This window comes from Rathayibacter sp. AY1A4 (assembly GCF_002930955.1).
In the GTDB taxonomy this organism is placed as follows: Bacteria; Actinomycetota; Actinomycetes; order Actinomycetales; family Microbacteriaceae; genus Rathayibacter.
In genome coordinates, this window is sequence record NZ_PSTN01000024.1 from 1 (window position 1) to 20,689 (window position 20,689).

The following is a 20,689-nucleotide window of genomic DNA, read 5'->3' on the forward strand; positions in this document are numbered from 1 at the left end:
CGTCGCTTCCGGGGAGGAGGGCGCCGCCCTGCTCGAGGCCGTGGCGCAGGGTCGCCGACACGCCGACGCCCCGGTGCCGTTCGGCCCGGGGCGTCGGTGCGGGGTGAACGGGTCAGACGACGCGCGGGTCGGACTCCTGGGTGTCGTCCTCGGGGATGTGGACGTCCTGGACGGTCACGTTGATCTCGGCGACCTCCATGCCGGCGATGTGCTGGATGGCGTCGGCGACGGCGGAGCGCACGTCCTCGGCGACCTTCTGCAGCGGCGCGGGGTACTCGGCGACGATGGTGATGTCGGCGGCGACCTGGCGCTCGCCGACCTCGACCTTGACGCCCTGGCCGCGGTCGTCGTTGCCGATCGCACTGCGGATGGCGCCGATCGCTCGGGCCGCTCCTCCGCCGAGGGCGTGGACGCCCGGGACCTCGCGCGCGGCGATGCCGGCGACCTTGGCGATGACGCCGTCCTCGATCACGGTGCGTCCGGATCCGGTGCTGGTCTGACGGGTGGTGGTCGCGGTGGTCTCGGCCATGGTCTCCTCTTTCGCTCGGGGCCCGATCGCTCGATCAGGCGGGGTATGCAGGTAGGACGCTCCGTCGACGCCGAACGTCACGGTCGGATCCGGCCCGCCCAGGCAACTGCCAGAGAGGCGGGCCGGGCCGGGCCGGTCCTCTCAGGAACGCGGTCGACGCCCGTCGATTCGCCCTCGGCCCGGTGCTGTGGTGGCATGGAGCCGTGACCGACGCGACCGCCCCGCAGGCGCCCCTCCCCGATCGGACGGCCGCGCGCATGCGCCCGCGCGCCCTGCTCGTCCTGGCCCTGATCGGCGCGGTCGGCGGGACCCTGTCGGGCGCGTTCGGCGTCGGCGGCGGGATCGTGATGGTGCCGATGCTGATCGCCTGGGCCGGGATGGACCAGCGCCGCGCCTCCGCCACCTCGCTGCTCGCGATCGCTCCGACCTCGGTCGCCGGAGCGTTCGGCTACGCTCTCGCCGGCCAGGTCGCCTGGGTCCCGGCGGCGGTGATCGCGGCTGCGGCGATGCTCGGGGCGGTGGCCGGATCCTGGCTGCTCGCGCGGCTGCCTCTGGGCGTGCTGCGCTGGATGTTCGTGGCGCTGCTCGTGGCCGCGGCGGTGCGGATGGCCGTGTTCGGCTCGAACGACACCGGCGACGTCGCCGAGGGCTGGGGCGTGTGGCCCGGATTCGCCGGGCTCGGCATCGGGATGGGCGTCGCCTCCGGCCTCTTCGGCATCGGCGGCGGAGCGATCGCCGTGCCGGTCCTGGTCGGCGCCTTCGGGCTCGCGGACCTCCTGGCCAAGGGCACCTCGCTCGCCGCGATGATCCCCACGGCGGTCACCGGCTCGATCGCGAACGCCCGGCGCGGCCTGCTCGACGTGCGCGCGGGCCTCGTGGTCGGGCTCACCGCCACGGCGTTCTCCTTCGCCGGAGTCGCGCTCTCCTTCCTCCTGCCGGCGCGCGTGTCCGGGATCCTCTTCGCGGTCCTCCTCCTGCTCGCCGCGGTGCAGCTCGCCCTCCGCGGGCGGCGCCGCTGAGCCCTTCACGACGCGGACCCCCGCCGTCAACGCCCTGTCCGATCCGTCGCAGACGCTCGTAGCGTCGTCGCGATCGGGCGCGGGCCCGGAGGGGCGGGAGCACGATGGAGCAGCAGCAGCGCGAGCAGCAGGGCCGGCAGCAGCGGCGAGGGGGCGGCGCGAGCCTGCACCGGGACGTCGCACCCGGGGTGCACCGGCTCGAGCACGCCTGGGCGAACCTCTACCTGATCGAGGAGGCGGGTCGGCTGACCGTCGTCGACGCCGGGCTCCCGAGGACGTGGCCGCACCTGATCCGCGCGCTGGAGGTGCTCGGCCGCTCGCTCGGCGACATCGACGCCCTCGTGCTGACCCACGCGCACTTCGACCACCTCGGCGTCGCCCGCAGCCTCGTCCGCCGGGGCGTCCCCGTGCACCTGCACGCGGCCGACCAGCCGCTCGCCGCGCAGCCCTACTCCTACCGCCGCCAGCGCACGCCGTTCGTGTACCCGCTGCTGCACCCCTCCGCGATCCCGGTGCTCGGAGCGATGGCCCGTGCGGGCGCGCTCGCGGTGCCGCCCGTGCACGGGACCCTGCCGCTGACCGCCGGAGCGGTGCTCGACGTGCCCGGATCGCCCCGCGTGCTCGCGACTCCGGGGCACACCGACGGGCACGTCTCGCTGCACCTGCCCGAGCGCGACGCGGTGATCGGCGGAGACGCCCTGGTCACGCTCGACCCCTACTCCGCGCGCACCGGCCCGCACCTGGTCGCGCGCGCCGCGACCGCCGACACGGCGCAGTCCCTCGACTCGCTGCGGGTCCTCGCCGGGACCGGGGCGCGGACACTCCTACCCGGCCACGGCGCGCCCTGGCGCCTGGGCGTCGCGGCGGCGGCCGAGCTCGCGGCGCGGACGCCGATCGCCTAGGGCGCGCCGCCGCAGGCCGCTCAGAGGCCGGTGGCCTGCCTCCCCGGCCGACCCGGTTCCGCAGCCGTGGCACCATCGAAGGTGATGTCGATCCCCGGTCCCGCATGAGCGCGGTCAGCTACCAGGCCGCGTCGATCCCCCTCCGCCTGGCCAGCGCCGGCATGGTCGTCGCCCTCCCCGTCCTCGCCGTCGAGCGTCTCGGCGACGTCGCGCTCGGCGGCGCCCTGACCGGAGCGGCGCTCTTCCCCGCCGTGATCGCCGCGCCGCTCGTCGGCACGGTGCTCGACCGGGTCCGCCGCCCCCGCCGGCTCCTGGTCGGCGCCGCGCTCACGACCGCCGTCGCCTTCGCGGTCGCCGCCTTCCTCGGCGAGGTGCCGACGCCGCTCATCGTGGTGCTGCTGCTCCTCGCGGGGCTCGCGACGCCCGTCTACATGGGCGGCATGTCGAGCTTCGTCACGAGCGCCATCCCGGAGCCGCGCCGCGCCTACGCGCAGGACTCGCTCTCGTACACGGTCGCCTCGATCAGCGGGCCGGCCATCGTGGGCCTCGCGGTCGGAGTCGGGGGAGCGCGGACCGCGATGCTCGCCATGGCGGTCCTCGCCCTCATCGGCGTCGTCGGGTCGCTCGGCCTCGCCATGGAGGCCCGTCCGGCGCCGACCGTCGGCGTGCTGCGGACGATCGTCGCGGGCGTCACCCACCTCGTGCGGCACCGTCCGATCGCGGTGGTCACCTCGGCGGGCACCCTCAGCCAGGTCGCGGGCGGAGCGGCGGGAGTCGCGGCGATCAGCCTCTCGGTGGAGCGGCTGGGCAGCACCGACGCCGCCGCGTGGATCCTGACCGCCTTCGCCGTGGGCGGCCTGCTCGGCGCCCTCGCCGTGGCGGCCCGCCGCTGGACCCGCCGTCCGCCGGCGTGGACCATGGGCGCCGCCTACATCGCGACCGGCGCCGTCCTCCTGGTCGCCGTCCCCGACCTGGGCGTCGTCGTGGCGATCGCCGCCTTCGCGGTCGCGGGCGTCTTCACGGCACCCTCGAACGCGGCGATGCTGCTGCTGCGCGACCAGGAGAGCCCTGCCGCCGTCCGCTCGCAGGTGTTCACGATCGGCGCGGGGCTGCGCTCCGCCGCCGCGGCCGTCGGCGCCGTGCTGGCGGGAGCGGCGTCCGGCCTCGGAGCCTCCTGGCTCGTCGCGGGGATCGCCGTGGTCTGGATCGGCTCCGGCCTGCTGCTGCGCCTGTTCCCCGCGCGCGACCGCGACTGACCCCGGCCGCGCGCGGAGCGCTCGGCGGGACCGGCACCTCCGCGCGCGGGGATCGCGATCAGGCCGCGACGCCCGCCAGCGTGCCCGTGCTCGGCCCGTTCGGGTCGGTGATCATGCAGTTGATCGTGCGGTCGCCCGTGCCCCAGCTCTCGGCGGTCGGGTAGTAGTAGCTGAAGTCGTACGCCGAGTCCTGGTAGCCGATCCCGGTGAACGACTCGAACGCCGTGACGCAGTCGGTCTCGGCCTGCTCCGTCGCGACGGACTCGCCCGGGTACTCGTCGGCGTCGGCCATCGTCAGGTTCTGGAACACCTCGTAGACGTGCGGGTCGGTGCAGGGCACGGTCGGCACGTCGGTGACCTCGGTCGCCTCCTCGCTGAGCTCGCCGTTCAGGCAGTCGCCCACGCGCAGCTGGAAGACGTCGGTCGTCCCGCCCTCGGTGATCTCCCCGGTCTCGTCGTCGCGGGTCTCGCCTCCCATCAGGCCGTTCAGGCCCGAGCAGCCGGTCAGGCCGAGGGCGAGGGCCGCGCCGGCGGCCAGGACGAGGGCGGTTCTGCGGCGGTTCATGACGACTCCCGGGATCTGCTGCACGGAGGTGCTCCTGTGACGGCTCCCAGGCTAGGGGTGCAGGGCATCCGTCCCGAGGGGGATGCACTCGATCCGGATCTCCACTTTCCGGAGTAGCGGACGCTCAGCCCGGTCCGGTCGAATGGGGTCATGGCTCAGAAGACGGTCGCAGACCAGCTCATCGCTCAGCTCATCGACGCCGGCGTCTCCCGCATCTACGGGATCGTCGGCGACTCGCTGAATCCGATCGTCGACGCGGTGCGCCGCAGCGGCGGCTCCGAGAAGGGAGGCATCGACTGGATCCACGTGCGCAACGAGGAGGCGGCCGCCTTCGCCGCCGGCGCGGAGGCGCAGCTCACCGGGCGCCTCGCCGTCTGCGCCGGCAGCTGCGGCCCCGGCAACCTGCACCTGATCAACGGCCTCTACGACGCGCACCGCTCCTCCGCCCCGGTGCTCGCCATCGCGAGCCACATCCCCAGCAACGAGATCGGCTCGTCCTACTTCCAGGAGACGCACCCGGACAGGCTCTTCGTCGAGTGCTCGAACTACCGCGAGCTGATCTCGACCGCCGCCCAGGCTCCGCGGGTCGTGAACGCCGCGATGCGCAGCGCGGTGGCGCTCCGCGGAGTCGCCGTGGTCACCCTCCCCGGCGACATCGCCGAGCTGGAAGCGGTGGACGGCTTCCCCGCGTTCGTGCTGCCGTCGACGCCCGTCCTGGTCCCCGCCGACGCCGACGTCCGCGCCCTCGCGGCCGCGATCGACCAGGCGCGGACCGTCGCGATCTTCGCGGGCGCCGGAGTGCAGAACGCGCACGACGAGGTCGTCGCCTTCGCCGAGCTGGTGGGCGCGCCCGTCGGGCACAGCCTGCGCGGCAAGGAGTGGATCCAGTACGACAACCCCTACGACGTCGGCATGACGGGCCTCCTCGGCTACGGAGCGGCGCACGCCGGCATGCACGACGCCGACCTCCTCCTCCTCCTCGGCACCGACTTCCCCTACGAGCAGTTCCTCCCCGACGCCTCGAAGGTCGTGATCGCTCAGGTCGACAGCGACGCCTCGAAGCTCGGGCGCCGCGTCAGCGTCGCGCACCCCGTCCACGGCGACGTGGCGGCGACCCTCACCGCGCTGACCCCGCTCGTGCAGCGGAAGGACCACCGCTTCCTCGACAAGACGCTGAAGAAGCACGAGAAGCTGGTCACCGGAGTCGTCGGGAAGTACACCGAGGTCGGGACGCGCAGCCCGATCCACCCCGAGCTCGTCGCGTCCACGCTCGACGGCCTGCTCTCCGAGGACGCGATCGTCACCGCCGACACCGGCATGGGCAACGTGTGGCAGGCCCGCTACATCACCCCCAACGGGAAGCGGCGCCTGCTCGGCTCGTACATGCACGGGTCGATGGCGAACGCGCTGCCGCAGGCGGTCGGCGCGCAGCTCTCGCACCCCGGTCGCCAGGTCGTCTCGCTGAGCGGCGACGGCGGGCTCTCCATGCTGATGGGCGAGCTGGTCACGGTCGCCGCCTACCGGCTGCCCGTGACGATCGTCGTGTTCAACAACTCCACGCTCGGGCTGGTGAAGGTCGAGATGCTGGTCGACGGCTTCCCGGACTTCGCCGTCGACGTGCCGATGGTCGACTACGCGAAGGTGGCGGAGGCGATCGGCATCCGCGGGATCCGCGTCGAGGACCCGCGCGACGTGGAGGAGGCCCTCCGCTCGGCGCTCGCCGACGGCGGCCCGGTCCTCGTCGACGTGGTGACGGATCCGCTCGCCCTCTCGCTCCCGCCCACGATCACGGGCGCGCAGGTGAAGGGCTTCGCGCTGGCGGTCTCGAAGATCGTGATGAACGGAGGAGCGGGCGAGGCCGTCGCGCTGGCCCGCACCAACATCAAGCACGCTCTCCGATGATCGACGCCCGGGCGCTCGCGAGCGGCACCTGGTTCGTCCGGGGCTCCTCGCTGCCGCTCTGGCGCTCGCGGTCGGGGGTGGCGATCACGTACGCGCCGCTCCCGACCGGCGGGATCGGCGACGTCGTCAGCTGGCGCGGCCGGACGCGCTCGCACTACGTGGTCGGGATCGACACCCCCGACCCGCACGATCCGTCCGGCTTCCGCTGGCGGGGCGTCGAGCCGCTGACCCTCCTCGCCCGCAGCCGCTGGTCGTTCGTGGCCGCCGACGAGGAGGCGGGCTGGGCGCTCACCCGCTTCGCCCGGACGCCGTTCACGCCCGCCGGCGTCGACGTGTACGTCCGCGAGCCGCACCCGGCCCGCGGCGTCCTCGCGGCGGCGCTCGCCGCCTGCGCCGCCGACCCGCGCACGTCCGCGCTGCGCCCGCGCCTCTTCGAGGTCGCGCCCTGACTCCTGAGCGCGCGCCCTCCCGTGAGGCGTCACGAACGGTCGCCATCCCGCTCGGATGACGACCGTTCGCGACCCCTCGGCGGTCGTCGATGCGGCGCCCGGTCGGCGAGTGCTCGTCGCAGGCGCTCGACGGAGCGCTCGGGGTGGGGGACGAACTCGGCGCCGACGATGCGGACGACGCGGACCCCGATCGAGGCGAGGTCGTCGTAGCGGCCGAGGTCGCGCGCGAAGCGCCGGTTGCTGGTGCGGTGATCGTCGCCCTCGTACTCCCACGCGACCCGCTCCGCGGGGTACCAGCCGTCCGGCCGCCCGACGAAGACCCCGTCGGAGTCGAACAGCGGCTCCTGCAGCACCGGCTCCGGGAGCCCCGCCCGGAGCGAGGCGAGCCGGAACCGCGACTCCTGTCGCGACTCCGCCCCGTCGCGCACCAGAGCGAGCGCGGCGCGGAGCCGCACCGAGCCCCGACCGCGGAAGGACGACACGCGCTCCCGCAGGTCGGGCAGCGGCACCCAGGGCCGTCGATCGGCCGGATCGCCGACGACCGGCGTGCGCACCAGCGCGTCGCCCACCGCGACGAGGTCGTCCGGCTCGAGGAGTGCGGAGAGATGGCAGAAGAGCGAGGCCGGATCGGTGAGGGGGAGTCCGCGGCGGAGGACGCGGCGGACGTCGGGATCGGCGAGGGCGTGGCCGACGACGTTCCGGTGCCGGGGAGCGCGTCCCGGCCGGCGGACGCTGACGTGCACCGGCTCGTCCGCAGCGGCGGGCGGGAGGTCGAGCGGCCAGAGCCGCGCCGCCGTCACGTGGCTCAGGAGAGCCTCCGGACCGACCAGCGCGAGGAGCGCCTCCGTGCGCAGGCGCAGGTCGGGGTCGGGGTCGGCGGTGCGGACCCCGTGGAAGGGCCGGTGGAGGTCGGAGCTTCGGAGCCGCCCGCGGCTCACTCCGCTCGCGCGAGCGTCAGCGACGGTGAAGGCGCGGCCGCGGAGTCCGATCGGAAGCGGCGAGGGATCGTGCATCCGGCCACTGTCCCGCCTCCCGATCCTCGTGAACCGGTTCTCCACAGGTCGGATCCTTGCGCCCCTCCCGCTCGACCGCGTCCAGGCGTCACGAACGGCCGTCATCCCGCTCGGATGACGACCGTTCGTGACGCCTCGGCGGGCCCCTGAAGCCCGCCGGGCGCGTCACTCGCCGAGCGTGATCGCCTGCGCCTCGACGAGCTCGGGCTCGGGCTCGTGGGCGTCGGCGCGGGCCAGGGTGCGGCGTCCGAGCAGCACGATCAGCGCGGCGACGGCGACGGCTCCGGCCGCGGCGTACATCGGGAAGGCCGGTGAGATCGCGGCGGCCAGGGCGGAGGCGGCGGGCGGGGCGATCGCGCCGCCGAGGAAGCGGACGCCGGAGTAGGCGGACGAGGCGACCGAGCGGGGCAGGTCGGTCGCCTCCATCACGCACTCGGTGAGCACCGTGTTGACGACTCCGAGCAGCAGGCCGCCGACGATGATGCAGACGATCAGGCCGACGCGCGACGAGATCACGAGGCCGCCGGCGATCAGGTCCAGCGCGAGCAGCAGCAGCACCGAGCGCAGCACGACGGTGCGCGGGAGGCGCCGGGTGAGCAGCGGAGCGACGAACACGGAGGTGATCGCCACGCCCAGGCCCCAGCCGAAGAACGTGAAGCCGAGGCCCATCTCGTCCAGCCCGAGCGGGTAGGGCGTGTAGGCGAGCAGCACGAAGAAGCCGATGTTGTAGAACAGGGCGGCGCCCGCCAGCGTGCGGATGGCCGGGACCTTGAGGGCCGCGAAGGGCGCCGAGAGCGGAGTCGGAGCGGGCTTGGGGCCGTCCTCCCGCAGGAGCGTCGCGATGGCGATGAAGCCGACGGCCATCAGCACGGCGGTCCCGAAGAACGGGCCGCGCCACGAGACGCTGCCGAGGAGCCCGCCGAGCAGCGGGCCGACGGCGATGCCGATGCCCAGCGCGGCCTCGTAGAGCACGATCGCCGCGGAGGAGCCTCCGCTCGCCGCGCCGACGATGGTCGACAGGGCGGTCGAGATGAACAGCGCGTTGCCGAAGCCCCAGCCCGCGCGGAAGCCGATGACGCCCTCGACGCTGCCCGCCGTGCCGGCGAGCGCGGCGAACACCACGATCAGCACCAGGCCGATCATGAGGGTCTTCTTGGCGCCGATGCGGCTGGAGAGCCAGCTGGTGAAGAACATCACGACGCCGGTGATGACGAGGTAGCTCGTGAAGAGCAGCGAGGTCTCGGTCGGAGTCGCCTGCAGGCTCTCGGCGATGGCCGGGAGGATCGGGTCGACCAGGCCGATCCCCATGAAGGCGATCACCGCGGCGAAGGCGACGGCCCAGACGGCCAGCGGCTGCTTCAGGATCGAGCCCTGGGCGGGCGAGTGGGGGGAGGTGGTCACGGCGTGGAGCCTTTCTCGGGGGAGGAGGGGACGGGGGTGCCGGCGATCCGGGCGACGCGGGCCTCGACGAGGGTCGCGGCGCGCTCGAGGGCGAGGCGATCGTCCTCGTCGAGGTCCTCGAACAGCGGGGCGAGGGCCGCCTCGAGGCGGAGCCGGTGCTCGGCGAGGGCGTCGAAGCCGGCGGGAGTGCCCTCGATCAGCCAGGCGCGGCCGTCGCCGGCGTCGTGGACGCGGCGGATCCAGCCGGCCTCGTCGAGCCGGGCGATGATGCCGGTCATCGTCGGCTGGGTGACGCGGACCCGCTCGGCGAGCTCGCCGAGGCGGGAGGGGGAGCCGGTGCGCAGCTCGGCGAGCGTCGACCAGACGGCTCCGGACTGCGCACCGAGCCCGGTCGCGCCGCTCGCCCGGCCCGCGAACCGCGTGAGGGCGGTGGCGGCGGAGGCGAGACGCACGGGGGCACTGGGATCGGGCACGAGAAACAATATAGCACGCCTATGTAGTTGGATGGAGGGCGCTCCGAGTCCACCCTCCATCAGGCGCACTCACTGACGTTCTCCTCCGCTTCTGTGACAGGATCATCCGTATTCGCGCGTCCACTCCCGCGATCACCGACGGAAAGAGAAGTCATGTCCCCCAGCGAGCACGACGTCGTCGTGATCGGAGCCGGTGCCACCGGACTCACCGCGGCGCTCCGGCTGCAGCAGCACGGGCTCGACGTCGTCGTCGTCGAGGCGCGCGAGCGCGTGGGCGGGCGGCTCGAGACCCGCGTGGTCGACGGGCAGCTCCTCGAGCTCGGCGGCCAGTGGGTCTCGCCGGACCAGACGGCGCTCCTCGAGACCCTCGACGAGCTCGGCCTCGGCACCTACTCCCGCTACCGCGAGGGCGAGAGCGTCTACATCGGTGCCGACGGCTCCGCTCGCCGCTTCACCGGCGACATCTTCCCGGGGAGCGAGCGCACCGAGTCCGAGATCTCCCGCCTGATCGAGGTGCTCGACCGCCTCGTCGCCGAGACGGACCCGGCGGCGCCGTGGACGCATCCGCTCGCCCGCGACTACGACCGCATCACCTTCGCCGCATGGCTGGAGCAGCAGAGCGACGACGAGGAGGCACGGGCCAACATCGCCCTCTTCCTCGCCGACGCCATGCTCACCAAGCCGGCGCACGCCTTCTCCCTCCTCCAGGCGCTCCTCATGGCCGCGAGCGCGGGGAGCTTCAGCAACCTGGTCGACGCCGACTTCATCCTCGACAAGCGCGTGATCGGCGGCCTCCAGCAGGTCCCGGAGCGGCTCGCCGAGCGCCTCGGCGCCGAGCGCGTCCTGCTCGGGCACCCGGTCCGCTCCGTCCGCTACGGCGACGACGGGGTCGAGGTGCGCGCCGACGGCGTCGTCCTCCGCGCCCGCCGCGCGATCGTCGCCGTGCCGCCGAACCTCGTCGGCCGCATCTCGTTCGACCCGCCGCTCCCGCGCCTGCGGCAGCAGGCCCTGCAGCACCAGTCGCTCGGCCTCGTGATCAAGGTGCACGCCACGTACGCCACGCCCTTCTGGCGCGCCGACGGCCTCTCCGGCACCGCGTTCAGCCCGCACTCGCTCGTCCACGAGGCCTACGACAACTCGAACCACGGGGAGGAGCGCGGCACCCTGGTCGGCTTCGTCTCGGACGAGAAGGCCGACCGCGTGCTCGCGCTCGACGAGACGGAGCGGAAGGCCGCGATCCTCGACTCGCTCGCCGCCTACTTCGGCCCGGCCGCACTCGATCCGGTCGTCTACTACGAGAGCGACTGGGCGTCCGAGGAGTGGACGCAGGGCGCGTACGCCGCGAGCTTCGACCTGGGCGGGCTGACCCGGTACGGCGCGCTGCAGCTGGAGCCGGTGGGTCCGCTCCGCTTCGGCACGAGCGACCTCGCCGCCGAGGGCTACCAGCACGTCGACGGCGCCATCCGCGTCGGCAGGCGCCTGGCACAGGAGATCATCGACGAGGACGGCGCGACCGCACCGGCCCCCCACAGCGAAGGAGCACAGCCCGCATGAGCACCCACTACGCCGTGATCGACCCGGCCACGGGGGAGACCCTCCGCGAGTACCCGACCCTCGGCGACGCCGAGCTGACCGCGGCGATCGGCTCGGCGCAGGACGCGTACTCCTCGTGGTCGCGGACCGTGCCCGTCGCGACCCGCGCGGCGCTGATCGCCCGCGTGGCAGAGCTGCACGTCGAGCGCGCCGACGAGCTCGCGGCGATCATCGTCCGCGAGATGGGCAAGCCGCTCGACCAGGCGCAGGGCGAGGTCGGCTTCGCCGCCGACATCTACCGCTACTACGCCGAGAACGGCGAGGCCTTCCTCGCCGACGAGCCGATCGAGCTCGCCGAGGGCACCGGCTCCGCGCTGATCCGCCGCGCCGGGCTGGGCGTGCTCCTGGGCATCATGCCGTGGAACTTCCCCTACTACCAGGTGGCCCGCTTCGCCGGCCCGAACGTGGTCGCGGGCAACACGATCCTGCTCAAGCACGCGCCGCAGTGCCCGGAGTCGGCCGCCGCCATCGCCGACATGTTCCGCACCGCGGCCGAGGAGCTGGGCGCGCCCGCCGGCGTCTACGTGAACCTCTACGCCACGAACGAGCAGGCCGCGACCGTCATCGCCGACCCCCGGGTCCAGGGCGTCTCCGTCACCGGCTCCGAGCGGGCCGGCGCGGCCGTCGCGGAGCTCGCGGGCCGCCATCTGAAGAAGGTCGTGCTCGAGCTCGGCGGCTCCGACCCGTTCGTGCTCCTGTCGACCGACGACCTCGACAAGGCGGTCGAGGACGCGGTCGCCGCGCGCCTGGACAACAACGGCCAGTCCTGCAACGCCGCGAAGCGCTTCATCGTGATCGACGAGCTGTACGACGCGTTCGCCGAGAAGTTCACGGAGGCGTTCACCCGCGCCCAGCCGGCCGATCCGTTCGCGGAGGGCACCCTCCTCGGCCCGCTCTCCTCCTCCGCCGCGACGGAGCGCCTCGAGGCGCAGCTGGCGGCCGCGCGCGAGCAGGGGGCCACCGTCCGCGCCAGCGGCGAGGTGACCGGCAACTTCTTCCCGCCCGCCGTGCTCGAGGGCGTCACGCCCGAGATGGACGCCTACCGCGAGGAGTTCTTCGGCCCCGTCGCCGCGCTCTACCGCGTCCGCGACGAGGACGAGGCGATCGCCCTCGCGAACGACACCCCCTACGGCCTCGGCTCCTACCTCTACACGACCGACCAGGAGCAGGCGCTGCGCCTGGCGGACCGGATCGACGCGGGGATGGTCTGGATCAACCTCGTCCTCGGCGACGCGGCCGAGCTGCCCTTCGGCGGCGTGAAGCGCTCGGGCACCGGCCGCGAGATGGGCCGCCCCGCCCTCGAGGAGTTCGTGAACAAGAAGCTCATCCGCATCGCGTGAGACGGGCGCGGGCCGGGCCCCGGAGTCGATCCGGAGCCCGGCCAGCAGCCGCTCGGCCTGCGCCCGCTCACTTCTTCGTCAGCGACGACTCCTTGTGCGCGGCCTTCGCGTCGGTCTTGTCGCTCTGCACGATCCAGTAGGGCTCGTCGTCCGAGGCGTTGAACTTCTGCCCCTCGAACTGGAACTCCTTCGTCTTCTTCTCGACCAGCTCGCCGTGGGTCTCGCCCTGCGAGGTGTTCCAGCTGATCTTGTCGCCCTTCTTCACGAGGCGGCTCCTCTCTCTCGGTCGCGCCGGAGCGCGGTGGTCCCCTCGCGCGGGAGCGCGATGGTGGTGGTGACGTCGACGATCGCCGGAGCGGCGGGCGCCGACGAGAAGCCGAACCGCACGGGCGGCGAGAGCGGGCGCAACGGGCCGAGGTCCTCCTCCGCCAGCACCGCGTGGACGCCCTCGACGCGGCGGATCGCCCGCACGCCGTAGTACTCGCGGCGTCCGTGCCCGGCCGACCCGGCCGTGCTGACCCCGCGGACGAGCAGGGAGGCGACCGGCGAGATCGCGGTCAGCCATGCCGGGTGCTCGGCGAGCGGTCGTGGAACGATCCGCAGCAGCCGGCCGAGCGGAGTGAGACCGCCGAGCTCCAGTCGCACCGCGAGCGGTCCGGCCGCGACGGACAGGCCGCCCGCGATCCTCCGCCACGACACCGGCGCGATCCGCACCTCGTCGAACGCGTACGTCGACCCGATGAAGTCCGCGACCTCGCGGGTCGGTGCGATCAGGAGGCGGTGGCCGTCGCCGTCCTCGACCATCGCGTCGGCGAACGGGCCGAAGGGGGTGTCCTCCCAGAGGCCCAGCACGATCCTCGTGCCCGAGGACGTGCCGAACCCCGCGATGCGCCCGCCGAAGCGGAGGAGCCGCGGGGTCCGGCCGGTCATCAGGAGGCCGAGCGCAGCAGCGTGAACGAGCCGTCGCGGACGATCAGCGTGGTGACCTCGCCCTCGACGACCTGCTCCGGGTCGCTCGAGGCGGCCAGCGTCCACTCGGCGGCGGGCGCCTCGGGAACGGTGAACTCGACGCCGTTCTCCGCCGCGTTCAGCAGCAGGGCGAAGCTCGCGCTGCCCTCGTGCTCGAACACGAACGTGATCGAGCGGGCGTCGGGGTTGTCCCAGTCCTCGTCGGCGAAGCCCTGCGCGTCGGAGCGGAGGATGTCGACCGTGTCGGGGCCGCCGTCGCCGGGCGCGCGGCGGAACCACTTCGGGCGCAGCGCCGGCTCCGCGGCGCGGAGGGCGATCAGCTCGCGGGTGAAGGCGAGCAGCTCGCGGTCCGCGTTCTCCCAGTCGAACCACGAGATCTCGTCGTCCTGGCAGTAGGCGTTGTTGTTGCCGCCCTGGGTGCGGGCGATCTCGTCGCCGCCCAGGATCATCGGCACGCCGGCCGAGAGCAGCAGCGTCGCGAGGAAGTTGCGGCGCATGCGGTCGCGGCGCTCGTTGACCGCCTCGTTCTCGGTCGGGCCCTCGGCGCCGTTGTTGGAGGAGCGGTTGTCGCTCTCGCCGTCGTTGTTGTCCTCGCCGTTGGCCGCGTTGTGCTTGCGCGAGTACGCGGTGAGGTCGGCGAGGGTGAAGCCGTCGTGCGCGGTGACGAAGTTGATGCTGGAGACCGGCGAGCGGCGGTCGGCCTCGTACACGTCGGGGGAGCCGAGGACGCGCTGCGCGGTCGTGCCGAGCACCGAGTCGGCGCCGTTCCAGAAGTCGCGCACGTCGTCGCGGAACTTCCCGTTCCACTCCGACCAGTCCGCGGGGAAGCCGCCGACCTGGTAGCCGGCGGTGTCCCACGGCTCGGCGATCATCTTGACGGGCGCGAGCACCGGGTCCTGCGCGATCAGGTCGAGGAAGGCGCTGTGCACCTCGGCCTCACCGGTCTGGCGGGTGAGGGTGGTGGCGAGGTCGAAGCGGAAGCCGTCGATGTGCATCTCGGTCACCCAGTAGCGCAGGGAGTCCATGATCAGGCCGAGCGCGGCCGGGTGCGCGACGTTGAGGCTGTTGCCGGTGCCGGTGGTGTCGAAGTAGTTCGCGCGGTCCTCCTCCACCAGGCGGTAGTAGGAGCCGTTGTCGATGCCCTTGAACGAGAGGGTGGGGCCCTTGTCGTTGCCCTCGGCGGTGTGGTTGTAGACCACGTCGAGGATGACCTCGAGGCCGGCCTCGTGGAACGCCTTGACCATGGCCTTGAACTCGTCGACCTGCGAGCCGTCGTCGCCAGCGTGGGAGTACTCGTTGTGCGGCGCGAAGAAGCCGAGGGAGTTGTAGCCCCAGTAGTTGCGCAGGCCCTTCTCCTCGAGGTGCGAGTCCTGCACGAACTGGTGCACGGGGAGCAGCTCGACCGAGGTCACGCCCAGGTCGGTGAAGTGCTTGATCGCGGCGGGGTGCGCGAGGCCGCGGTAGGTGCCGCGGATGTCCTCGGGCACGTCGGGGTGCAGCTTCGTGAAGCCCTTCACGTGCACCTCGTAGACGACGGTCTCCTCGAGCGGGATGCGCGGCGCGGTGTCGCCGCTCCAGTCGAAGGAGTCGGGGTCGGTGACGACGCAGCGGGGGACCGCGTGCGCGGAGTCGGCGTCGTTGCGGGTGTCGGCGTCCTCGTAGAACTGGCCGAAGACGTCCTCGGACCAGGTGTACGAGCCCTCGATCGCGGTGGCGTGCGGGTCGAGGAGGAGCTTGGCGGCGTTGTGGCGGAGGCCGTTGGCGGGGTCCCAGGGGCCGTCGACGCGCAGTCCGTAGCGGGTGCCGATGCCCATCTCGGGGACGAGGCCGTGGAAGACGTGGCCGGTCCGCTCGGTGAGGGCGACGCGGGTCTCTGCTCCGGACTCGTCGAAGAGGCAGACCTCGACGCTGTCCGCGGTCTCGGAGTAGACGGCGACGTCGGCGCCGGCGTCGCCGCGGAGGGAGACGCCGAGGGGATACGGGAAGGAACGGGGGGATGCGGGCATGCGTCCATCCTGACCGGGCGGCTCCGGGAGCTTCGCGCCCTTGTCGCCGCGCCCGCCTCCCGCTAATCTTCCAGGCCCTCCCTTCGACACGGCGCCCTCCGCGGGCGTATAGTCAGCTGGCTTACTAAATCGCCGGAGGAGAGCGTCGTGCGCAACCGCAAGTGGATCGGGCTGGTCGTCATCAGCCTCGGAGTGGCGACGATCATCGTCGACTCGACCATCGTCAACGTCGCCATCCCGTCGATCGTCGCCGATCTCGGGATCACCTCGACCCAGGTGCAGTGGGTGCAGGAGTCGTACACGCTCGTGTTCGCCGCGCTCCTGCTGGTCTTCGGCACCCTCGCCGACCGCTGGGGCCGGCGCCGCATGCTGATCGTCGGCGTCTCGCTCTTCGCGCTCTCCTCCGTCGCGGCGGCCCTCGCTCCGACCGGCGACCTGCTGATCCTCTCCCGGGTCGTGCAGGGCGTCGGAGGAGCGATGGTGCTGCCGACGACCCTCTCGCTCATCAACGCCACCTTCCGCGGGCGCGAGCGCGCCATCGCCTTCGCCGTCTGGGGCTCGACCATCGGCGGCATGACCGCGGTCGGCCCGCTGCTCGGCGGCTGGCTCACCACCGACTTCTCCTGGCGCTGGGCGTTCGGCATCAACATCCCGCTCGGCGTGATCATCGTGGTCGGAGCGCTGCTGTTCGTCGACGAGTCGCGGCAGCCCGACGGGCGGCGGGTCGACCTCGTCGGCGCCGCGCTCTCGATCATCGCCTCCGCCTCCCTCGTGTTCGCCCTCATCGAGGGGCGCACCCTCGGCTGGTGGGGCGTCGACGAGCGGCTGAGCGTCGGCGGCTGGAGCTGGCCGCTCAGCCTCTCGCCGGTCCCGATCGCGTTCGCCGTCGCGGTGCTCGCCGGGGTCGCCTTCGTCCTCTGGGCGCGGGCCCGCGAGCGCGCCGGGCGCTCGGCGATGCTCGCGATCGGGCTCTTCCGCCTCGCCTCGTTCCGCAACGGCAACCTCGCCGCGATGATCGTCTCGCTCGGCGAGTTCGGGATCATCCTGGCGCTGCCGATCTGGCTCCAGAGCGTCCTCGGCTACACGGCCGTGCAGACCGGCCTGGTGCTCCTCGCGCTCGCGCTCGGCTCCTTCGTCGCCTCGGGCTTCGCCGGCGCCTTCGGCAACAGGGTCGCGCCGGTGCTGATCGTGCGGGTGGGCCTCTTGGCCGAGATCGTCGGAGTCGCGGGCATCGGCCTGGTCGTCTCCGACTCCACCCCGTGGTGGGCCCTCGTCCCGTTCCTCGCCGTCTACGGCTTCGGCGTCGGCCTCGCGACGGCGCAGCTGACCGGGGTCGTGCTCCGGGACGTGCCCGTCGAGCTCAGCGGGCAGGGCTCGGGCACGCAGTCGACCGCGCGGCAGATCGGCTCGGCGCTGGGCATCGCCGTGCTCGGGACGATCCTCTACACCTCGACCGCGGGGGTCCTCACGACCTCGCTCGAGCAGCAGGGCCTCCCCGCGGAGCAGGTCGCGAGCACCGTCGACGCGGTGGTCGACTCCTCCGGCGCCGCGATCGCAGGGCTGGCCGCCTCACCGGACACCGCCGACGCGGCCCGGGCGGCGGGCGAGGCGTTCTCGGACGGCACCCGCTACGCCGCCTTCGCGGCCGCCGGGTTCCTCGCCGTCGGCTTTGTGGCCACGCTCTCGCTCGGCCGACCGGCCGAGGAGGAGGAGACGGTGGTCAGCTCAGCGGAGCCGAGTCGTCGGCGGTGAAGACGATCTTGCCGATCGTGCGGTCGGCGCCGGTCGCTCGGCGCGACAGCACGTCGACGACGTCGCCCAGCGGATGCACGGCGCCCGGCCGGGGTCGCAGCTCGCCGGAGGCGGCGAGCGAGACCGCGCGCCCGATCCGCTCCGCCGTCGCCACCACGATCATGTTGCGCACCCGCGGGCGGTCGCGGCGGACGAGGCCCGTCGCCTGCGAGACCAGCGCCGGACCGCTCGGCACCAGCGTCGCGATGCGCCCGCCCTCGGCCAGGAGGATCGCCGCGTCGTCGACCGGCAGGTGGCCGGAGACGTCGACGACCACGTCGAAGCGGCCGCCCAGCACCCCGAGGTCGAGCGCGCGGTAGTCGTGCGGCTCGGCGCCGAGCGAGCGGAGGAGGTCGGCGGAGGCGGCCGAGCCGGTGGCCGCGACCGTGCATCCCGCCCGCACCAGCAGCTGGATCGTCGGATCGCCGATGGCTCCCGAGCCGCCGCTGACGAGGACGCGCTCGCCGGCGCGCACGTGCAGTGCGTCGACCAGGCCCACCGCGGTGCCGCCCGACATCGCGAGCGTGACGGCCTCGACGAAGCCGAGGGAGTCGGGCATCGGGACGAGCGAGCGGCTGCGCGCGATGGACGCGTCGGCGAAGGCGTCGCCGTCGCGGGTCATCCCCACCACGCGGTCGCCGATCGCGACCGAGTGCGACCCCGGGCCGAGCGCCTCGACGGTGCCGGCGATGTCGAGGCCGAACCCGTAGGGACGGGAGCGGCCGACGGCCATGATCCGCGCGGAGCCGGACAGGATCTTCTCGTCGGTCGCGTTGATGCTCGCCGCGCGCGTGCGCACCAGGACCTCGCCGCGACCCGGCATGGGCACCGGCGCTTCCCGCCACGAGAGCAGATCGGGCCCGCCGAACCTGTCGTACCCGAGTCGTCGCATGTCGCTCCCGTCGTCCGTGCCAGCCCCCCGAGCCTAGGGCGTGGCCGCTGAGCGGAAGCGTCGCTCGCGCCCGGCGGAACCCCCTCCAGTGCCCGCGGGCCCGGTGCTACCGTGGCGGCCATGAGCGCAGACGACAGCCCCGAGTTCGCAGGCTTCGAGGCCACCCCCTCCACCGATGCGGAGAAGGCCGACGACGTCCGTCCCGCCGACGCCGAGGTCGAGGAGAACACGACGGCCGACGAGAGCCGCGACCCGGACCACGGCTACGACCCGATGAGCGAGAGCGGCTCCGAGAACGCCCCCGAGGACGAGGTCGGCCCCCGCGAGGACGAGGAGGGCCTGCTGCCCCCCGGCAGCACCGCCGAGGGAGCCGGCACCGCACTCGGCGCCGACGCGATCGAGGGCGGCGAGCCCCTGGGCGAGAACGCGAGCGCCGGCACCCCCGGCCAGCTCGCCGACGAGCGCTGGCGCACCAACGGCATCAACCCGCTGGGTTGAGCCTTCTTCCGCGGCGGCCGGCTACCGCCGCGGTAACGACCACCGCCGGAGGCGAACCGTCGAAACGCGTTCCAGCGTTTCGGCGTAGCCGGACGCGACCCGCTCCACCTGCCCGGCCACTCCTGGGAGCCGACCGCGCCGCGGCGGGCGGGGACCGCCGCGCAACAAACACAGCTGGCGTTCCGGTTGCTCGGAGGAGGAGCAGGGGTGGGCGCCGTAGCGTTCCGGGAGCGCGGCACGCCGGTCGCGCGGACGGGGAGTCCCATGTCGTTGTTCCTGAACCGCACTCGTGAGGTCCGATGGACCGAGGACGAGAGGCGGGCGCTGGCCGAGGCGGTGGCGGAGGACCGGGCCGACGCCTGGCGCGGAGTGGGTGCGCTCGATCGCACCGTCGTCGTCTCGACCGAGGATCCCGGCGTCCGGGGCGGCGCGCGCTGGCCCACCGATCACCGTGCCTTCCTGCGCGTGGACCGCGGCGCCTCCGTGGTGCTCGCGACCGACGGGCTGAGCGATCCCTTCGACCGGCTCGCGCATCCCGGCACCGGTCTCGGCCTCGAGCTGTGCCTCGAGACGTCCGCCGTCCGCGGTGTCCCCACCGCCGAGCTCTGGAACCACTGGCACTTCCGCCTGCTGTACGAGGCCGCCCGACGGGCCGCCCTGCAGGGGGTTTGCTGCCGCAGCTCCCTCGACACGGCGCGGCTCGCGAACGTCGCGGCGCCGCCCGCCTGGACCGACGAGCAGGGCACCGTCGGTGTCCTCCTGGGCCTGCGCAGCCCCGGCCTGCCCGAGCGGCTCGACCTGGCGACCGGTCACGCCGACCTGGTCACCCTCACGCCACTGCGGCCGCAGGAGCACGCCCGGGCGTCGGTCGACGCGGGCGCCCGTGCCGAGATCGCCGAGCGCCTCCGGGCCCTGCCGCACGAGGAACTCGTGCACACGGCCCGGCCGCTCGTGGTCTGAGGAGCGTCGCGGCTCAGGAGCCCTCGGCCGGCTCCGGCACCACGGTCATCTCGCCGGTGTTGTTCGCGCTCGCGATGAACTGCTCGATCCACAGGCGGTTGAGCGACGGGCGCTTGCTGCCGTGGAACCGGAAGTGCAGCGGAGTCGTCGGGTGCACCCAGACGGAGCTGCGGCCGTAGCCGGACGATTCCGGCTCGCTCCAGGAGAGGCTGAACGACTCGTTCCGCCGCATCTTGGTGAACATCGCGACCTTGAGGTGCGCGAGGAGCCGGTCCTCGAAGTCGATCTCGAGTGATTGCGGTCCGTAGATCAGTCGTCCCATTGTCTCCGCCGTGAAGTCGTGCCGACGCGCCGGAGTCCCGGACGGCGTCGCGGGCTCCGTGAGCTCGGGAGCCGCCACGGAGAGGATACCGATCCTGCGGCCCGGAGGGGTGACACGGCTCTCGCCTCCGCCGGCCGGGGGCGGAATCACTCCGTCAACGACGGACGCCCCGCCGACCGGATCCGGGGATCCTGGTCGACGGGGCGTCGGAAGTCGGAGATTACTCGCCGACGCCGCGGATGTTCGCGGCCTGCGGGCCCTTGCGGCCCTGCTCGACGTCGTACTCGACGTGCTGGTTCTCGACGAGCTCGCGGTAGCCCTGCTTCGCGATGGCGGAGAAGTGCGCGAACACGTCGGCGCCTCCGTCGTCGGGAGCGATGAAGCCGAAGCCCTTTTCGGAGTTGAACCACTTAACGGTGCCAGTAGGCATTTCTTTTCCTTATGTGTTAATGACGCCGACCGGGGCCGGCGTCGTCAGAGTCCGCACGAGTGTGCGGTACCCGCTCGACTCGGCCTCCGCGGGTGAAACACGCGTCTGCCGGAGTCGTCCGGGTCGTCTAGGGGCTGAGCTCGCGCCTCCGGGGGAGGGCGGCTCTGCGGGGGAGAACGTCCCGCGGACCGGGCGGGCCGGTGGAGCGGGGGTCGAACGAGGAACGGCGCGGCTTCCGCGGCGTCCTGTGAAGGGCGGTACCCGCGTGCGAGGCGGGCGTTCGAACCGGACGACCGAGGACGATGCTCTCGGTCGGTGCGGTCTCTATCAGGGGCTGAGTCTCTTCGTCGTCGTGCGACTTCTCAGCCGTGGAATTCGG

General features: G+C 73.2%; 21 protein-coding genes. 10 read left to right on the plus strand and 11 right to left on the minus strand.

What is annotated here, in order from left to right; genetic code table 11:
• Nucleotides 1-112: 112 nt before the first annotated feature.
• Nucleotides 113-529, minus strand: a complete 417-nt coding sequence (locus C5B92_RS13365; RefSeq protein WP_104225148.1) for an Asp23/Gls24 family envelope stress response protein — start codon at nt 527-529, stop codon at nt 113-115.
• A 203-nt stretch (nt 530-732) separates the two neighbouring features.
• Here C5B92_RS13365 and C5B92_RS13370 point away from each other — a divergent pair, with 203 nt between their 5' ends.
• The 3 genes from C5B92_RS13370 (at nt 733) to C5B92_RS13380 (ending at nt 3,706) form a co-directional block, all read left to right on the plus strand.
• The gene (locus tag C5B92_RS13370) at nt 733-1,548 is read left to right on the plus strand and encodes a sulfite exporter TauE/SafE family protein (RefSeq protein WP_104233037.1); all 816 of its coding nucleotides are present in this window, start codon (nt 733-735) and stop codon (nt 1,546-1,548) included.
• A gap of 104 nt (nt 1,549-1,652) precedes the next feature.
• Nucleotides 1,653-2,450: an MBL fold metallo-hydrolase gene (locus tag C5B92_RS13375; protein ID WP_104327009.1), complete on the plus strand. Its 798-nt coding sequence runs from the start codon at nt 1,653-1,655 to the stop codon at nt 2,448-2,450.
• A 104-nt stretch (nt 2,451-2,554) separates the two neighbouring features.
• Nucleotides 2,555-3,706 carry an MFS transporter gene (locus C5B92_RS13380; RefSeq protein ID WP_104226087.1) on the plus strand — a complete coding sequence of 384 codons (1,152 nt, stop codon included), beginning with the start codon at nt 2,555-2,557 and terminating at the stop codon, nt 3,704-3,706.
• A 58-nt stretch (nt 3,707-3,764) separates the two neighbouring features.
• Here the strand turns inward: C5B92_RS13380 and C5B92_RS13385 are convergent, their stop codons facing one another.
• A complete protein-coding gene (locus tag C5B92_RS13385; RefSeq protein WP_104256608.1) occupies nt 3,765-4,295 on the minus strand; it encodes a septum formation family protein in 531 nt (176 codons plus the stop codon).
• 126 nt (nt 4,296-4,421) lie between these two features.
• Between C5B92_RS13385 and C5B92_RS13390 the strand changes: the two genes are divergently transcribed.
• On the plus strand, nt 4,422-6,173 hold the full coding sequence (locus tag C5B92_RS13390) for a pyruvate dehydrogenase (RefSeq protein ID WP_104226089.1): 1,752 nt from the start codon (nt 4,422-4,424) through the stop codon (nt 6,171-6,173).
• Complete coding sequence (locus C5B92_RS13395; protein ID WP_104225142.1) at nt 6,170-6,622, plus strand: hypothetical protein; 453 nt, start codon at nt 6,170-6,172, stop codon at nt 6,620-6,622. Before C5B92_RS13390 ends, C5B92_RS13395 begins: the two co-directional genes overlap by 4 nt.
• Before the next feature lie 29 nt (nt 6,623-6,651).
• On the opposite strand, the gene C5B92_RS13400 is transcribed toward C5B92_RS13395, so the two are convergent.
• The 3 genes from C5B92_RS13400 to C5B92_RS13410 form a co-directional block, all read right to left on the minus strand.
• Nucleotides 6,652-7,635 carry a hypothetical protein gene (locus tag C5B92_RS13400; RefSeq protein WP_104256606.1) on the minus strand — a complete coding sequence of 328 codons (984 nt, stop codon included), beginning with the start codon at nt 7,633-7,635 and terminating at the stop codon, nt 6,652-6,654.
• Nucleotides 7,636-7,800: 165 nt separating this feature from the next.
• Nucleotides 7,801-9,036 carry an MFS transporter gene (locus C5B92_RS13405; RefSeq protein WP_104225140.1) on the minus strand — a complete coding sequence of 412 codons (1,236 nt, stop codon included), beginning with the start codon at nt 9,034-9,036 and terminating at the stop codon, nt 7,801-7,803.
• A complete protein-coding gene (locus tag C5B92_RS13410) occupies nt 9,033-9,509 on the minus strand; it encodes a MarR family winged helix-turn-helix transcriptional regulator (RefSeq protein WP_181028832.1) in 477 nt (158 codons plus the stop codon). The genes C5B92_RS13405 and C5B92_RS13410 overlap by 4 nt, the downstream gene beginning before the upstream one ends.
• Nucleotides 9,510-9,662: 153 nt before the next feature.
• Here C5B92_RS13410 and C5B92_RS13415 point away from each other — a divergent pair, with 153 nt between their 5' ends.
• Together C5B92_RS13415 and C5B92_RS13420 are read left to right on the plus strand one after the other, a co-directional pair.
• Nucleotides 9,663-11,063, plus strand: a complete 1,401-nt coding sequence (locus tag C5B92_RS13415; protein ID WP_104350484.1) for an NAD(P)/FAD-dependent oxidoreductase — start codon at nt 9,663-9,665, stop codon at nt 11,061-11,063.
• Nucleotides 11,060-12,442, plus strand: coding sequence for an NAD-dependent succinate-semialdehyde dehydrogenase (locus tag C5B92_RS13420; protein WP_104226095.1), 1,383 nt, complete (start codon nt 11,060-11,062; stop codon nt 12,440-12,442). Before C5B92_RS13415 ends, C5B92_RS13420 begins: the two co-directional genes overlap by 4 nt.
• A gap of 67 nt (nt 12,443-12,509) precedes the next feature.
• Here C5B92_RS13420 and C5B92_RS13425 read toward each other — a convergent pair whose 3' ends face one another.
• From C5B92_RS13425 to glgX, 3 genes are read right to left on the minus strand one after another with little or no spacing between them, the layout of a single operon-like run.
• On the minus strand, nt 12,510-12,707 hold the full coding sequence (locus C5B92_RS13425) for a DUF2945 domain-containing protein (protein ID WP_056866275.1): 198 nt from the start codon (nt 12,705-12,707) through the stop codon (nt 12,510-12,512).
• Nucleotides 12,704-13,372 carry a hypothetical protein gene (locus tag C5B92_RS13430; RefSeq protein ID WP_104246956.1) on the minus strand — a complete coding sequence of 223 codons (669 nt, stop codon included), beginning with the start codon at nt 13,370-13,372 and terminating at the stop codon, nt 12,704-12,706. Before C5B92_RS13430 ends, C5B92_RS13425 begins: the two co-directional genes overlap by 4 nt.
• The gene (glgX, locus tag C5B92_RS13435; RefSeq protein ID WP_104256602.1) at nt 13,372-15,417 is read right to left on the minus strand and encodes a glycogen debranching protein GlgX; all 2,046 of its coding nucleotides are present in this window, start codon (nt 15,415-15,417) and stop codon (nt 13,372-13,374) included. The genes C5B92_RS13430 and glgX overlap by 1 nt, the downstream gene beginning before the upstream one ends.
• Nucleotides 15,418-15,564: 147 nt before the next feature.
• Between glgX and C5B92_RS13440 the strand changes: the two genes are divergently transcribed.
• Nucleotides 15,565-17,169, plus strand: a complete 1,605-nt coding sequence (locus tag C5B92_RS13440; protein ID WP_104256601.1) for a DHA2 family efflux MFS transporter permease subunit — start codon at nt 15,565-15,567, stop codon at nt 17,167-17,169.
• Here the strand turns inward: C5B92_RS13440 and C5B92_RS13445 are convergent.
• A complete protein-coding gene (locus tag C5B92_RS13445; RefSeq protein ID WP_104226099.1) occupies nt 17,138-18,100 on the minus strand; it encodes an NADP-dependent oxidoreductase in 963 nt (320 codons plus the stop codon). The two genes, C5B92_RS13440 and C5B92_RS13445, sit on opposite strands and share 32 nt — an antisense overlap.
• Nucleotides 18,101-18,220: 120 nt before the next feature.
• On the opposite strand from C5B92_RS13445, the gene C5B92_RS13450 reads away from it, so the two are divergent.
• Together C5B92_RS13450 and C5B92_RS13455 are read left to right on the plus strand one after the other, a co-directional pair.
• Entirely contained in the window at nt 18,221-18,598 is a 378-nt protein-coding gene (locus C5B92_RS13450; protein ID WP_146079321.1) for a hypothetical protein, read from the plus strand.
• A 264-nt stretch (nt 18,599-18,862) separates the two neighbouring features.
• Nucleotides 18,863-19,558 carry a hypothetical protein gene (locus C5B92_RS13455; RefSeq protein WP_104238971.1) on the plus strand — a complete coding sequence of 232 codons (696 nt, stop codon included), beginning with the start codon at nt 18,863-18,865 and terminating at the stop codon, nt 19,556-19,558.
• A 13-nt stretch (nt 19,559-19,571) separates the two neighbouring features.
• On the opposite strand, the gene C5B92_RS13460 is transcribed toward C5B92_RS13455, so the two are convergent.
• Entirely contained in the window at nt 19,572-19,880 is a 309-nt protein-coding gene (locus C5B92_RS13460) for a hypothetical protein (protein WP_104226101.1), read from the minus strand.
• A 220-nt stretch (nt 19,881-20,100) separates the two neighbouring features.
• Nucleotides 20,101-20,310 carry a cold-shock protein gene (locus C5B92_RS13465; RefSeq protein WP_055786246.1) on the minus strand — a complete coding sequence of 70 codons (210 nt, stop codon included), beginning with the start codon at nt 20,308-20,310 and terminating at the stop codon, nt 20,101-20,103.
• Between the last annotated feature and the right edge of the window lie 379 nt (nt 20,311-20,689).